This window comes from Marinobacter sp. ST-43 (genome assembly GCF_030541085.1).
GTDB lineage: Bacteria > Pseudomonadota > Gammaproteobacteria > Pseudomonadales > Oleiphilaceae > Marinobacter > Marinobacter nauticus.
Genome location: NZ_JASSVO010000001.1, coordinates 527,588 through 542,426 on the forward strand (window position 1 = coordinate 527,588; position 14,839 = coordinate 542,426).

Consider the following 14,839-nt stretch of genomic DNA (forward strand, 5'->3'; position numbering starts at 1 on the left):
TTTTGCTTTTTCAGTGGACAGCAATCGGGTCAGCACTTGTTCCTCACGCCTCAGCCTCTCACCACAGATAACGCCATTGGTAATGGACGGGTTGCCATCATCTTTGAGTACGACGGTCAGGCCTTTCATGGCTGGCAATTGCAGAAGAGTGGCGTGCGTTCGGTGGAGGCAGAACTTTCCCGGGCCGCGGCCCGCGTTGCCGACCATCCGGTCGACCTGGTGTGTGCAGGCCGCACCGACGCCGGCGTGCATGCCAGTTTTCAGGTAGCCCATTTTGACACGCCATCGGTTCGAAACCTTCGTTCCTGGGTCATGGGAATGAACACGGCATTACCTGATGACATTTCTGTGCACTGGGCAGGGAACGGTCAGGGCGATTTTCACGCCAGGTTTTCCGCGATTTACCGACGTTACCGGTATGTGATCTACAATCATCCGGTGCGCCCGGGGATCCAGCGTGGACAGGTGTCCTGGACCTTTCGTCCGTTGGATGCCGAAAGAATGCATCGTGCAGCCCAGGCACTGGTCGGCGAGCATGACTTCTCCTCATTTCGCGCTGCCGGTTGCCAGTCCCGGACTCCGGTTCGGTTTCTGGAGCAGATTTCGGTAACCCGATGCGGAGAGTTTGTCGTAATAGATGTGCAGGCCAACGCCTTTCTTCATCATATGGTACGCAATATTGCCGGTGCCTTGATGGCGGTTGGTAATGGTCAGCAGCCTGAAGGCTGGATTGGTGATATTCTGGAACGCCGTGATCGCAAACTTGCCGGTGTGACCGCCCCTCCTTACGGGCTCTACCTGGTGGATGTCGGTTATCCTGAGTCCTTCGGGATTCCCAAGGCATTGTGTGGACCGGCGTTCGTTACTCCCTGGTTTGACCCGGCCAGCAACGCGCCGATCACACCAACTCACATACACCCGAAACAGGGAAAGGCTCCTGCATGACAGCCCGCGTAAAAATATGTGGCCTGACGCGCCCGCAGGATGTGGAAGCCGCGGTAGCCTGTGGCGCCGATGCCATAGGTCTGGTGTTTTATGCGCCGAGCCCTAGAGCGGTCGATCTGGAGCAGGCCCGAATCCTGGCCGCCAAGGTTCCTGCGTTCGTGGCGGTTACTGGACTGTTCGTGAATCCTGAGCGGGATTATGTCGAAGCCGTTCTGGATGCTGTGCCACTGGATCTCCTGCAGTTCCATGGCGATGAGAGTCCGGAGTTCTGCCAGTCTTTTGGCCGGCGCTGGATCAAGGCCGTCAGGGTGCGTGAGCCCGGACAGATCGAACAGGCGTTTGCCGATTATCATCAGGCTTCCGGTTTGTTGGTGGACGCCTGGGATCCAAACCGCTATGGCGGTACCGGCCAGTCGTTCAACTGGTCACTGATTCCTGAAAGCAGGCCCTTGCCCCTGATATTGGCCGGTGGGTTGTCATCTGATAACGTAGCCCGCGCGATTGAGCAGGTACGCCCCTGGGCTGTTGACGTCAGCGGTGGGGTGGAAGAGAGCAAGGGTAAGAAAGACGCCACCAAATTGTCTCAATTTTTCAAAGAGGTTCACCGTGTCTGTAAAACTGACTGAAGAAATGTTGAAGGCGCTTCCTGATGCGAGAGGTCACTTCGGTGCCTTTGGTGGACGGTTTGTTTCAGAAACCCTGATGGATTCTCTGATGACCCTGGAAAAGGAGTACCTTCGGTTGAAGGAGGATCCGGAATTCCAGGCGACTTTTGATAATGACCTCGCCGATTATGTTGGCCGTCCCAGCCCGCTGTATTTCGCAGAGCGCCTGACTCGGGAAGCCGGTGGCGCACAAATCTGGCTCAAGCGCGAAGACCTCAACCACACCGGTGCCCATAAGGTGAATAACACCATTGGCCAGGCCCTGCTGGCCAGTTTTCTGGGCAAGAAGCGCATCATTGCAGAAACTGGCGCCGGTCAACATGGTGTAGCCACCGCCACGGTTTGTGCCCGTCTGGGCCTTGAATGTCACGTATTCATGGGGGCAGAAGACGTCAAGCGTCAGTCCCTGAACGTGTACCGCATGAAACTGCTGGGCGCGACCGTCCATGCCGTTCAGAGCGGTACGAAAACCCTTAAGGATGCCATGAATGATGCCATGCGCGACTGGGTCGCGAATGTGGATGATACTTTCTACATCATCGGCACTGTGGCAGGGCCGCATCCCTATCCTTTACTGGTGCGTGATTTCCAGTCGGTGATTGGGCGAGAAATCCGTAAACAGGCCATGGAAAAAGTGGGTAAACTGCCGGACGCACTGGTGGCCTGCGTCGGTGGCGGTTCTAACGCCATTGGTATGTTCTATCCGTTCCTGGCGGATGAGTCCGTGGAGCTTTATGGTGTTGAAGCCGGTGGTCTGGGTATTGAAACCGGACAACATGCGGCTCCGCTTTGTGCCGGCCGCCCCGGTGTGCTGCATGGTAACCGGACCTACCTGATGGAAGATGAGAATGGCCAGATCGCCGGAACACATTCCGTTAGTGCTGGTCTGGACTATCCCGGAGTGGGGCCCGAACATGCCTGGTTGAAAGACATTGGCCGCGCCAATTACGTGTCGGTGACTGATGACGAGGCCCTGGATGGCTTCCGTAAACTGACGCGGGTTGAGGGTATCATGCCGGCGCTGGAAACCGCCCACGCTGTGGCTTATGGCGTGAAGCTTGCCGCCACCATGGACAAGGACCAAATGCTGGTTATCAACATCTCTGGTCGCGGCGACAAGGATATTCACACCATTGCCCAGCTTGATGGCATTGAGATCTGAAGGTATCAGGAGCAGGCATGAGCCGAATTGAAGGCGTATTGAAAACATTGAAAGAGCAGGGCCGCAAGGCGCTGATTCCCTATATTACAGCGGGCGATCCACATCCGGATCAGACGGTCAGCCTGATGCATACCCTGGTCTCTGCCGGTGCTGATATTATCGAGCTGGGCGTGCCGTTCTCGGACCCGATGGCTGATGGTCCGGTGATTCAGCTGGCCTGTGAAAGGGCGCTCAAGCACGGTACGTCGCTGCGTCAGGTGATGGCGATGGTCAAGGAGTTCCGCAAGACCGATCCGGATACCCCGGTGGTGCTGATGGGTTATCTGAACCCGATGGAGGCCATGGGCTATGAAGCGTTTGCAGATGCGGCAGCGGACGCAGGTGTCGATGGCGTTCTGACGGTTGACCTGCCTCCCGAAGAGGCTGATCAGGTAGCACCGCTGTTTGCCGACCGCCATCTGGATCCGGTTTTCCTTTTGGCGCCGACAACCACGGATGACCGGATCAAGGCGATCAGTGAGCACTCATCCGGCTATGTGTACTATGTTTCTATCAAGGGCGTGACCGGGTCCGCAACCATTGATGTTGATGAAGTCGCGAAGAAAGTGGCCCACGTGCACGAGCTCACGGCGTTACCGGTGGGTGTGGGCTTTGGTATCAGGGATGCGGAAACTGCCGCTGCAGTAGGCAGAGTATCCGATGGTGTAATTGTTGGCAGTGTTCTGGTCGATACAATAGCCCGACATCAGACAGATCCTGACGCTTTGCGTAACGCACTGACGGATCTGCTGCACCCGATGCGCGAAGCGCTGGACAGCCTCGCTCACTGAGCGGGCATTATCCAGGCATCAAAGGACAGGACGAGAGCATGAGTAACTGGCTGGACAAAATCATGCCGAGCAAGATTCGCTCGGAATCACGGCAACGTACCGGAGTGCCGGAAGGGTTATGGAAGAAATGCCCCAAATGCGGCGCATTCCTGTACAAGCCGGAGCTCGAGAAGAACCTGGACGTTTGCCCCAAGTGTAATCACCATCTGCGGGTGTCTGCACGTCGTCGACTGGATATCTTTCTGGACAAAGACGGGCGTGAGGAGCTGGCAGCTCACCTCGAACCGTCAGATCGGCTGAAGTTCAAAGACAGCAAGCGCTACAAGGACCGACTCGCGGCGGCGCAGAAAGCGACCGGCGAAAAAGATGCGCTGATTGCCATGCGTGGCACAACCATGGGTGTCCCTTTGGTTGCCTGCGCGTTCGAGTTCAACTTCCTGGGCGGTTCGATGGGTCAGGTGGTTGGCGAGAAGTTTGTCCAGGCAGCGAATGTGGCTCTTGAGCACCGGATTCCCTTGGTCTGCTTTTCCGCCAGTGGCGGTGCCCGCATGCAGGAAGCCATCCTGTCATTGATGCAGATGGCCAAGACCGCGGCGGTGTTGGAGAAGCTCAAGCAGGAAGGCATACCATACATTTCAGTGATGACCGATCCGGTCTTTGGTGGTGTATCGGCCAGCCTCGCTATGCTGGGTGACCTCAATATTGCTGAACCTTACGCTCTGATCGGTTTCGCGGGCCCACGGGTTATCGAGCAAACCGTGCGCGAGAAACTGCCGGAAGGTTTCCAGCGCAGCGAATTTCTGCTGGAACATGGTGCGATTGATATGATTCTGCATCGTCATCAGATGCGTGAGCGCATCGCCCATCTGTTGGCCAAGTTTACTGCCCAGGAAAAGCCCGGCACCGAAGCCCCCATCGAATTTGAAGTTACTGAAAAGCCGGACGTTGATGAACCAGAAGGGCACTGAATCCTCCTCAGCCCCCGTTGGGCCTCCGGCCCTCGGGGCGTCTGTTCAAGAATGGCTGCACTGGCTCGAAGCCATTCATCCCACAGAAATAGATCTCGGCCTGGACCGGGTACTGGTGGTTCTGCGGCGGTTGTTCCCGCGCAAGCCTCAGGCTCGCATCATTACCGTGGCAGGGACCAATGGCAAAGGCACCACGGTTACGGCACTTGAGTCGATTTTGCTGGCAGCCGGCAGGAGCACCGGGGCTTATATGTCCCCCCATCTGTTCCGCTATAACGAGCGGGTTCGGATTGGTGGCCAGGAGATTTCCGATGCGACCCTGGTGACCGCCTTCGAGCGGGTGGAGGCGGCTCGCCGCGGGGTGACTCTGACCTATTTTGAATTCGGAACGCTGGCCGCTTTTGTCGCATTTGCAGACGCCGGCGTTGAGAATTGGGTGCTGGAAGTCGGGTTGGGAGGTCGCCTGGATGCAGTCAACGTGCTGGACCCGGACTACGCGGTGATCACGTCAGTAGATATCGATCATATTGGTTTTCTGGGGGATAACCGGGAAGTCATTGGTTTTGAAAAAGCGGGGATCCTCAGGCCGGGTATACCCGCCGTTTGTGCGGATCCAAATCCTCCATCCTCGGTCCTTCAACAGGCCGCGGCGCAGAAGGTGGCGCTGAAGCTCACCGGCCGTGATTATACGCTTGCGCCTGGCGCTCCCGGACAGGTTTTGCTCACTATCGGCGACGAGCGGGTCGAGTTGCCGGCCGGCCCCTTGCCTGTCCAGAGTGTCGCGGCTGCGGCGGTGCTTTCCCGGCAACTCGTACCGGAGCTTTCACTGGAAAGCCTTCAGCATGCGATACATAGCGTGCGGGTTCCAGGCCGGTTTGAAACCATTCATCACGATCCGGATGTCATTATAGACGTTGGTCACAACCCCCATGCTGCTGCCTGGCTCGCTGACAACCTCCGTAACCTTCGATGTGATGGTGATGGCCACGGGCGTATCCTGGCTGTGTACGGCGCGTTGGGAGACAAGGACGTGGAGGGTGTGGTCGGTGCCATGTCGTCCGTCGTTGATCAGTGGTACCTGGCGGGCCTGAATGTTGCCAGAGGGCTTGATTCCGACAGCCTGATGAGGCGTATCGCAAGCGTGCCATTTCAGGGAACGCCCGGCGTTTTTGATTCTGTGTCTGAGGCTCTCGCAGCGGCCATGGGCGAGGTAGTGTCCGGTGATCGGGTCGTGGTGTTCGGTTCGTTCTTCACGGTTGCTCTGGCCAGGGAAGAGCTTCTGCCGGCTTCGGAAGCGTCTTAAAGTTTGTCCATAGGCCCCTGGGAAGCTTTGAGTTCTGGCGAGTGGCCGGTTAGTATCGTGATCAAACAGGTTGTTAACGGGAGCCCTCTCAGGTGGATGGACTGAAGCAGCGGATCATTGGCGCACTGGTGCTGGTTTCACTCGCGGTTATTTTCGTGCCGATGATTTTTGACGAGCCCCATTCCCAAAGACAGTCAACCCCCATCACCATTCCCGAGGAACCTCCGTTCCCCGAAGTTGAGATGCCTGAATCTCAGTATCCGGATAACGAGACCGTCGGCGCAGAGGCACCCAGGAGTTCCGCGCCGCCCGTTAACGACGAGCCGGCGGCCGGTTTCCGGATCATCGAGGAAAACGCTGTTGCCGAGGAGGAGCCCGCCCCGGAGCCAAATTCCCAACAGGTGGAACCAGTACCGGCAGAATCCTCCGCTGAGCCGGAGCCTGCGGCGCCAGCCGAAAAACAAGATGCTGCCTCCGCAGGCGCTGCAGAACCTGGCGATAAGGCCGAGTTTACCGGTTCACTTGAAGGTGCGTGGGTGGTGCAGCTTGGCAGTTTTGGTAACCAGGACAACGCCCGGCGTTTGCGGGACAAGGTTCTCGACATGGGGTACGGCGCCCACCTGCAACAGGTTGATCGCGGCGATAGCACCCTGACCCGGGTATTCAGCGGCCCGTTCGTCAACAAAGACGATGCCCAGAAAGCCAAGGCGGCCCTTGATAAAGCCTTCGGCTTGAACAGCCTGGTCACCACCGGCGACAAATAACTGGCCGTTGCCGGATTTAATCTGGCTTCGGCAGTTTGGTGTCACCCGGTTTCCTGTTAGAATCCGCCTTTCGTTTTCTCCACCGGGTTTTCCATGGAAGCGCTGATCTGGATAGACTGGGTCATCATTGCCCTCATTGCCGTCTCCACGCTTATCAGTCTGAAGCGGGGCTTCGTCCGTGAAGCGCTGTCGCTGGTTACCTGGGTTGGTGCATTTATCATCGCCCGGACGTTTCACCCCCAGATGCAATCTCTTCTGGAGTCCACGGTGGAAACACCGCTGGTGCGGTTGATTGCAGCGTTTGCCATCCTTTTCTTTGGCACCCTGATCGTTGGCGCGATCATCAACAATATGATCGGCCACCTGGTGCGTGCGACCGGCCTGTCAGCAACGGACAGGGTACTCGGCATGGGGTTTGGTCTTCTCAGAGGGGTTGTGGTTGTGATTGTCGCCATTGCCTTCACGCGCTACACGCCGCTGGCCGAGGATACCTGGTGGAGAACGTCGGTCATGATTGAACGCCTTGCGGTAGTTGAGGATTGGTCCAGGCGCACGCTCGGCGACGAATTTGCCCGCTTCCTCGGTCCGGAGCAGGGCGCTCAGACAGCCCCGGAGGCGTCCGCAGAACCTGAAGGCGTGGAACCCGCGTCTGCATCCCGTTAACATTCAGTTTTAACACTCGGAGATATATCCAGCCATGTGCGGCATTGTCGGTATCGTCAGTACTTCCAACGTCAATCAGCTTCTTTATGATGCACTGACTGTTCTTCAGCACCGTGGCCAGGATGCGGCGGGTATTGTTACCTTCCAGGACAACCGATTCTTTTTGCGTAAAGACAATGGACTGGTGCGGGATGTTTTCCATACTCGCCATATGCGCCGGTTGGTGGGTAACGTGGGCATCGGGCATGTGCGTTATCCCACGGCGGGTAGCTCCAGTTCAGCGGAGGCCCAGCCTTTCTATGTGAACAGCCCCTACGGCATTACCTTGGCGCACAACGGGAACCTGACCAATGCCGATGAGCTGAGCAGCGATCTGTTCCGAACCGATCTGCGCCACATCAACACCAACTCGGATTCTGAAGTTCTGCTGAACGTGTTCGCCCACGAACTGCAGAAACTGGGTAAGCTGAACCCCACCAAGGACGAGATCTTTTCCGCTGTGCGCGCAGTGCACAAGCGTTGCAAAGGTGCCTATGCTGTTATCGCCATGATCACCGGTTATGGCATCGTCGGTTTCCGGGACCCGAACGGTATCCGGCCCGCCTGCTACGGTGTCCGGGAAAATGAAGAGGGCCAGAAGGAATACATGATCGCGTCGGAAAGCGTCGCCCTCAATGCTGCCGGTTTCAGCATCGTTCGTGACATTGCTCCGGGCGAGGCTGTCTATATTGAAACCGATGGCACCTTGTATTCAGAACAGTGCGCCGAATCACCCAAGCTCTATCCGTGTATTTTTGAGCATGTCTATTTTGCCCGTCCGGACTCGATCATGGACGGCGTTTCCTGTTACAAGGCCCGGCTCCGGATGGGCGAGGTGCTGGCAGACAAGGTCCTGCGCGAGCGGCCCGACCACGATATCGACGTAGTCATTCCCATTCCGGACACCAGTCGTACGTCCGCCATGCAAATGGCCCATCAGTTGGGCGTGAAGTATCGCGAAGGCTTTATCAAGAATCGGTACATTGGCCGTACCTTTATCATGCCCGGCCAGAAAATGCGTAAGAAATCGGTACGCCAGAAGCTCAACCCGATTGACCTGGAATTCCGTGGCAAGAACGTCATGCTGGTGGACGATTCCATCGTACGGGGCACTACCTGTAAGGAAATTGTGCAGATGGCCCGGGATGCCGGAGCACGTAATGTCTATTTCGCGTCGGCTGCGCCCCCCGTGCGCTATCCCAATGTGTACGGCATCGACATGCCTTCTGCCAGCGAACTGATTGCCCATGACCGCACGGTGGAAGAGGTTCGGGATCTGATCGGCGCCGACTGGTTGGTGTATCAGGACCTGGATGACCTGATTTCCTGTGTCAACGATGTCAATGAAGACATCGACGGTTGGGAATGCTCGGTGTTCACCGGGGATTACATTACCGGCGACGTGGATGAAGCTTACCTGACCAGGCTGGAAGATCTTCGCAAGGATGAGAAGCGCTCAACCAGTCAGGTCGCGAATGACGACAACGCCATTATTGACCTGCACAATGATGAAGACTGACACCCGCAATTACGCCAGGAGACTGTCATGACGTTCGGCCGAGAAGAACACGTTTGGATTCCCGAATCGGACCTGGAAGGCATGTCGGTCGATACCCTGGCCGTGCGGGCAGGGCAGATTCGTACCGGGCAGCTCGAACACAGCGATGCAATCTTCCCGACCTCCAGCTTCGTCTATGGTAGCGCGGCCCAGGCGGCTGCCCGTTTTGGCGGTGAAGAGCCCGGTAATATCTACTCCCGGTTTACCAACCCGACGGTTCAGGCATTTGAAGCCAGAATTGCTGCCATGGAGGGGGGAGAGCGTGGTGTTGCGACTGCTTCAGGTATGGCTGCCATTCTCAGCACCTGCATGTCTCTGCTGAAGTCCGGCGACCATGTGATCTGTTCCCGAGGTGTGTTTGGGACGACCAACGTACTGTTTCAGAAGTACATGGCCCGGTTTGGCGTGGAAACCAGCTTTGTGAGCCTGACGAACACCGATGAGTGGAAGGCTGAGGTTCGCCCCGCCACCCGGATGCTGTTTTTGGAAACCCCGTCCAATCCGTTGTGTGAAGTGGCGGATCTTGCGGCCTTGTCGGCCATCGCCCGTGAAAACGATGCTTTGCTGGTGGTCGACAACTGCTTCTGCACACCCGTGCTGCAGCGGCCACTGGAGCAGGGCGCCGACATCGTTATTCATTCAGCCACCAAGTATCTCGACGGCCAGGGCCGTTGTGTCGGTGGCGTGGTGGTTGGGCCGGCGAGATACCTGGACGAGATTTATGGTTTCCTCCGTTCCGCCGGCCCGACGATGAGTCCGTTCAATGCCTGGGTGTTCCAGAAGGGCCTGGAAACCTTACCGATTCGTATGCGCGCCCATTGTGACAATGCGTTAGAGTTGGCGTTGTGGCTGGAACAGCAGGACTGTGTGGAGAAAGTTTACTATGCAGGCTTGCGGAGCCATCCGCAGCACGAGCTGGCGAAAAAACAGCAGGACGGCTTTGGTGGCGTGCTCTCCTTCCTGGTAAGGGGTGGCCGGGAACAGGCGTGGAAGTTTATTGACGCGACCCGGATGATTTCCATCACCGCCAATCTGGGGGATGTGAAAACCACCATCACTCATCCGGCGACAACCACTCATGGACGCCTCTCTCCCGAGGACAAGGCGAGGGCAGGCATTACCGAGAACCTGATTCGCCTGTCAGTCGGTATCGAATCCATCAAGGATCTGAAAACCGATCTGGACAGAGGTTTCCAGGCGTTGAAAGATTAACAACCGGACGGTTTGAGCATTCATGGCGGAATCCGCGAAAGCGAAGAAAGCAGTAGCCACAGAACTGACCGACAAGCAGAAGCGATTTCGTCGCCTGATGGCTCAGGGGGCCAGGGAAGGCGCGGTCATTGCGTTGATTGTGCTGTGCATCTATCTCGCCATGGCCCTGTTTACCTTCAATCCGGCTGACCCTGGCTGGGCCAGCATTGGCCACGATATCCGTGTTCAGAATTACGCAGGTCGCACCGGTGCCTGGCTGGCGAGCCTGTTCATGGATTTCTTTGGCCATGTGTCCTGGCTGTTTCCCGTGATGGTTGCCGGTTACGCCATCATGCTGATTCGTCGCCGGCATCAACCGCTGGATATGCACTGGCCGCTGTTCATGGTCCGCTTTGGCGGTTTTGTTCTTATACTGCTGTCTGCCACCAGCCTGCTTTCTCTCTACTCCGTATTTGGCTTGGGCGCCTCCTCTGGCGGCGTTTTGGGTACTGCGGTGTCTGAAGCCATGGTGCGGTTTTTTAATCTTCCGGCGACCACGTTGCTGCTGATTGCCATTTTTCTCTTTGCCCTGACGGTGACTATCGGCCTGTCCTGGTTCCGGTTGATGGATCAGGTGGGCGGCTTGACCCTGAAGTTTGCCCTGGCCGCCAAATCGCTATTCGCCGGGGCAGGGAAGAAGGCTGAAAAGACCGCCGGCCAGGGAACCTCGGCAGCCAGGGTGGAAGCACCAAAGCCGGAACCGGAACCCCCGGTTGTGCGTGACAAAGTACGGGCTCGCGAGAAGGGTAAAAATGACCGAAAGTCAGGCCAGCAGAGCTGGTGGCAGCGGATATTTGGTCGTCGTGCAAAACCCGCGGAGGATACCAGGGCTCGGGAGCCCCAGCGCGAACGGAAAGAGCCGGCTATCGAAGGGCTGCCTGCATCCATAGCGGAACCAGAGCACCTGGAGAGTTTCAGCTCTCGGGATGTAAAGGCAGAGCCATCGCCTCCCCCGGCTGAAAAGGCAAAAGCCCGTTCCCTGAAAATATCGCCGTTCAAGAAAGAAGAGCAGGGCGGTGCGCCGAAAAAGGGTGATGACCGCCAGGGCTCTCTGCTCGAAGACATTGAAAGCCCGATTCCGCCGATTTCATTGCTGGACCCTCCCGAGGAGCACAAAGAAAGAGGTTATTCGGAAGAGTCTCTGGAGCACATGTCCCGTTTGCTCGAAGAGAAGCTAAGCGATTTCGGGGTGTCAGTTGAGGTAGTCGAGGTTAATCCCGGCCCCGTGATTACCCGCTTCGAGATCAAACCGGCGCCCGGGGTCAAGGTCAGCAAGATCTCCAACCTGGCAAAAGACCTGGCCCGATCCCTGGCCGTGCTCAGTGTGCGGGTGGTCGAGGTGATTCCGGGCAAATCCGTGGTCGGCATCGAGATTCCCAACGAGGAGCGTGAAATTGTACGCCTGAGCGAAGTGCTGGGTGCAAAAGTGTTCACCGAATCCTCCTCTCCACTGACATTGGCTCTGGGGAATGATATTGGGGGCAACCCCATGGTTGCCAACCTGGCCAAGATGCCCCACCTGCTGGTCGCCGGCACCACCGGTTCCGGTAAGTCGGTGGGGGTGAACGCCATGTTGTTGAGCATGTTGCTGAAGGCCACTCCGGACGAGGTCCGGTTCATCATGGTTGACCCGAAGATGCTTGAGCTGAGCATTTACGACGGGATCCCGCATCTGTTGGCGCCAGTGGTCACGGACATGAAAGAGGCCGCCAATGCCCTGCGTTGGTGTGTGGCCGAGATGGAGCGCCGCTACCGGCTGATGGCCAGCCTGGGGGTTCGAAATATTGCCGGCTACAACAAGAAGGTGAAAGATGCCCGGGCGGAGGGAGAGCCGCTGCTGGATCCACTCTGGAAGCCGGATGAATACCTTGCCAATGATGAGCAGGAACGCCCTGAGCTGGATACACTGCCGTTTATTGTGGTGGTGATCGATGAATTTGCCGACATGATGATGATTGTCGGCAAGAAAGTGGAAGAATTGATTGCCCGGATTGCCCAGAAGGCACGGGCGGCTGGCATCCACCTGGTTCTGGCAACCCAGCGGCCCTCCGTTGATGTGATTACCGGCCTGATCAAGGCGAACATTCCCACCCGGATGTCGTTCCAGGTGTCCTCCAAGATCGACTCCCGCACCGTTCTCGACCAGGGCGGCGCAGAGCAGTTGCTGGGCCATGGCGACATGCTTTATCTACCACCTGGTTCCGGTTTACCGGTGCGGGTGCACGGGGCCTTTGTCGATGATGACGAAGTTCACCGCGTCGTCAGTGCCTGGAAAGCCCGGGGTGAGCCGGAGTACGTGGATGATGTACTGAATGGCGCCGAGGGTGAGCACCTTCCTGGTGTGCCCACGCTCAGCGAGGGCGGCGCCGGTGGTGGCGAAGAGGGCGACGCCCTGTTTGACGAAGCTGTCGCCTTTGTTACCGAAAACCGACGGGTATCGATTTCGTCGGTCCAGCGTAAATTCAAGATCGGCTACAACCGTGCCGCCAATCTGGTGGATGCCATGGAAGCTTCGGGGGTAGTCAGCCCGGCGGGCCACAACGGTGCCAGAGAAGTTCTTGCACCGCCGCCTCCCAGAGACTAGGAGTTATCAGATGATCAGAATGTTTTCAGGAATCCTGTTGATGCTGGCAGCAACGTGGTCTGGCCTGTCCCAGGCTGAGAGCGTACAGGCATCCCGGGGCGCGGCTGAGCAGTTGACCTCGATTCTGAAAGGCTACGAGACCTATCAGGCGGATTTCATACAGATTGTCGTCAACGAGAATGGCAGTCAGGTTCAGGAAACCCGTGGATCGCTCAAAGCCAAACGCCCTGGTTTGTTCTACTGGGAGACCGGTGCACCCTTGTCCCAGTTTATTGTCAGCGATGGCGACAAAGTCGAAGTCTACGATCCGGATCTGGAGCAGGTAACCGTCCACTCCCTTGATGAGCGGGTTCAGACCACGCCGGCACTGCTGTTAAGCGGCGAAGTAGAGAACTTGGATGAGAGTTACGAAGTGAGCGTTCGGGATCTTGGCGAAAGCACCCGTGAGTTCACTCTGGTACCCCGTAGCCAGGATTCTCTGTTTACCTCTCTGCGACTGAGCTTCTATGACGGAGAGCTGCAGGAAATGCGCATGCGGGATTCATTGTCCCAGATGAGCATTCTCAGCTTCGACCATATTGAACTGAATCAGGCACTCGACTCCAGTGTCTTCCGCCTCGATTATCCGGAGGGGGTTGACGTGATTCGGGATGGTGCCTGATGCAGGACAGCCTGTTTCAGACTGAGACCGGCTTTCAGCCCCTGGCCGCTCGTATGCGGCCGACTTCTCTTGAAGGCTATGTCGGCCAGGCTCATCTGGTCGGCCCTGGCAAACCTCTGCGCCGGGCCGTGGAACAGGGGCAGCTGCATTCCATGATTCTCTGGGGGCCGCCCGGAGTCGGAAAAACCACCTTTGCTCGCCTGCTGGCCAATGTCGGCGACCTTTCCTTCGAAACCATCTCTGCAGTCCTCAGTGGCGTTAAGGAAATTCGCGAGGTGGTGGAAAGGGCCCGCAACCGTAAACAGTCCCAGGGCAGGGATACGCTTTTGTTCGTGGATGAAGTGCATCGGTTCAACAAGAGCCAGCAGGATGCATTCCTCCCGCACATTGAAGATGGCACCTTCATTTTCGTGGGCGCAACCACCGAAAACCCATCCTTCGAACTGAACAGTGCCCTGCTGTCCCGTACCCGTGTTTATGTCCTGAAAAACCTGGAGGCAGCGGATATACGACGGTTGCTGGACAGTGCCCTTGAGAGCGAACAGGGCTTCGCTGGCCAGCTTCGGGTAGATGAGTCGGTGCTGGCGACCATGGCGGAAGCGTCCGGTGGCGATGCCCGGCGAGCGCTGAACATTCTGGAAGTGGCCGCCGACCTCGCTGAGCCGGACGATGACGGGAATAATCGGGTTACCGCTCAAACTCTCGAACAGGTACTGCAGACCAGTCTCCGCCGTTTCGATAAAGGTGGGGATGTCTTCTACGACCAGATTTCGGCGCTGCACAAATCGGTGCGGGGCTCCAACCCGGACGGTTCACTTTACTGGTTGTGCCGGATGCTCGACGGAGGTTGCGACCCGCTGTATGTCGCCCGGCGCCTGGTTCGTATTGCCAGTGAAGACATCGGTAATGCCGACCCGAGGGCGCTCCAGATTACCCTGCAGGCCTGGGATGCTCAGGAACGTCTGGGCTCCCCGGAGGGTGAGCTGGCATTGGCGCAGGCCGTTACGTACCTGGCCCTTGCCCCCAAAAGCAATGCCGTTTACAAAGCTTACAATCAATGCATCGCGGATATCCGCAGCGATCCGGACTATGAAGTTCCGGTACATCTGCGTAATGCGCCCACCAAATTGCTGAAAAGCATGGGGCACGGAGAAGAGTACCGATACGCCCACGATGAGCCGGATGCCTATGCGGCAGGAGAAGCCTACCTGCCGGAGGCGATCCACCAGCGCCGCTATTACCAACCGGTCCAGCGGGGGCTGGAAATCAAGCTGGCTGAGAAGCGCGAACGACTGGACTCGCTGGATGCCAACAGCCCCAAAAAGCGGTACTAAGCCCCATCCCTTGCCAATTTTCCTGCCTGTGCCCGGCCGGTGGTGGTCAGCGCATTCACGGCAGGTATAATGCCCGCATAACCATTCATTCGTTAACCGGAAATCAGGAACA

13 protein-coding genes are annotated in these 14,839 nt (G+C 57.5%); all 13 read left to right on the forward strand.

Going from position 1 to position 14,839, the window contains the following annotated elements:
* The first annotated feature begins 36 nt into the window (after window positions 1-36).
* Window positions 37-945, forward strand: coding sequence for a tRNA pseudouridine(38-40) synthase TruA (gene truA / locus QPL98_RS02455; protein WP_023010108.1), 909 nt, complete (start codon window positions 37-39; stop codon window positions 943-945).
* Window positions 942-1,571 carry a phosphoribosylanthranilate isomerase gene (locus QPL98_RS02460; RefSeq protein WP_023010109.1) on the forward strand — a complete coding sequence of 210 codons (630 nt, stop codon included), beginning with the start codon at window positions 942-944 and terminating at the stop codon, window positions 1,569-1,571. The genes truA and QPL98_RS02460 overlap by 4 nt, the downstream gene beginning before the upstream one ends.
* 4 nt (window positions 1,572-1,575) lie before the next feature.
* On the forward strand, window positions 1,576-2,772 hold the full coding sequence (trpB, locus tag QPL98_RS02465; RefSeq protein ID WP_031210933.1) for a tryptophan synthase subunit beta: 1,197 nt from the start codon (window positions 1,576-1,578) through the stop codon (window positions 2,770-2,772).
* Between the two features lie 17 nt (window positions 2,773-2,789).
* Window positions 2,790-3,602 carry a tryptophan synthase subunit alpha gene (gene trpA, locus QPL98_RS02470; protein ID WP_303292589.1) on the forward strand — a complete coding sequence of 271 codons (813 nt, stop codon included), beginning with the start codon at window positions 2,790-2,792 and terminating at the stop codon, window positions 3,600-3,602.
* Window positions 3,603-3,640: 38 nt separating this feature from the next.
* Complete coding sequence (accD, locus tag QPL98_RS02475) at window positions 3,641-4,570, forward strand: acetyl-CoA carboxylase, carboxyltransferase subunit beta (RefSeq protein ID WP_014421381.1); 930 nt, start codon at window positions 3,641-3,643, stop codon at window positions 4,568-4,570.
* Window positions 4,551-5,873, forward strand: coding sequence for a bifunctional tetrahydrofolate synthase/dihydrofolate synthase (folC, locus tag QPL98_RS02480; RefSeq protein WP_303292592.1), 1,323 nt, complete (start codon window positions 4,551-4,553; stop codon window positions 5,871-5,873). Before accD ends, folC begins: the two co-directional genes overlap by 20 nt.
* 92 nt (window positions 5,874-5,965) lie before the next feature.
* Window positions 5,966-6,637 carry an SPOR domain-containing protein gene (locus QPL98_RS02485; protein WP_303292594.1) on the forward strand — a complete coding sequence of 224 codons (672 nt, stop codon included), beginning with the start codon at window positions 5,966-5,968 and terminating at the stop codon, window positions 6,635-6,637.
* Window positions 6,638-6,730: 93 nt separating this feature from the next.
* Window positions 6,731-7,300, forward strand: a complete 570-nt coding sequence (locus QPL98_RS02490) for a CvpA family protein (protein ID WP_014421384.1) — start codon at window positions 6,731-6,733, stop codon at window positions 7,298-7,300.
* Between the two features lie 34 nt (window positions 7,301-7,334).
* On the forward strand, window positions 7,335-8,858 hold the full coding sequence (gene purF / locus QPL98_RS02495; RefSeq protein ID WP_303292597.1) for an amidophosphoribosyltransferase: 1,524 nt from the start codon (window positions 7,335-7,337) through the stop codon (window positions 8,856-8,858).
* A 27-nt stretch (window positions 8,859-8,885) separates the two neighbouring features.
* Entirely contained in the window at window positions 8,886-10,109 is a 1,224-nt protein-coding gene (locus QPL98_RS02500; RefSeq protein ID WP_113880123.1) for an O-succinylhomoserine sulfhydrylase, read from the forward strand.
* Window positions 10,110-10,131: 22 nt separating this feature from the next.
* Window positions 10,132-12,732, forward strand: a complete 2,601-nt coding sequence (locus tag QPL98_RS02505; RefSeq protein WP_303292600.1) for a DNA translocase FtsK — start codon at window positions 10,132-10,134, stop codon at window positions 12,730-12,732.
* A gap of 10 nt (window positions 12,733-12,742) precedes the next feature.
* Window positions 12,743-13,393, forward strand: a complete 651-nt coding sequence (gene lolA, locus QPL98_RS02510; protein WP_011785035.1) for an outer membrane lipoprotein chaperone LolA — start codon at window positions 12,743-12,745, stop codon at window positions 13,391-13,393.
* Window positions 13,393-14,727: a replication-associated recombination protein A gene (locus QPL98_RS02515; RefSeq protein WP_153739921.1), complete on the forward strand. Its 1,335-nt coding sequence runs from the start codon at window positions 13,393-13,395 to the stop codon at window positions 14,725-14,727. Before lolA ends, QPL98_RS02515 begins: the two co-directional genes overlap by 1 nt.
* Window positions 14,728-14,839: the final 112 nt, after the last annotated feature.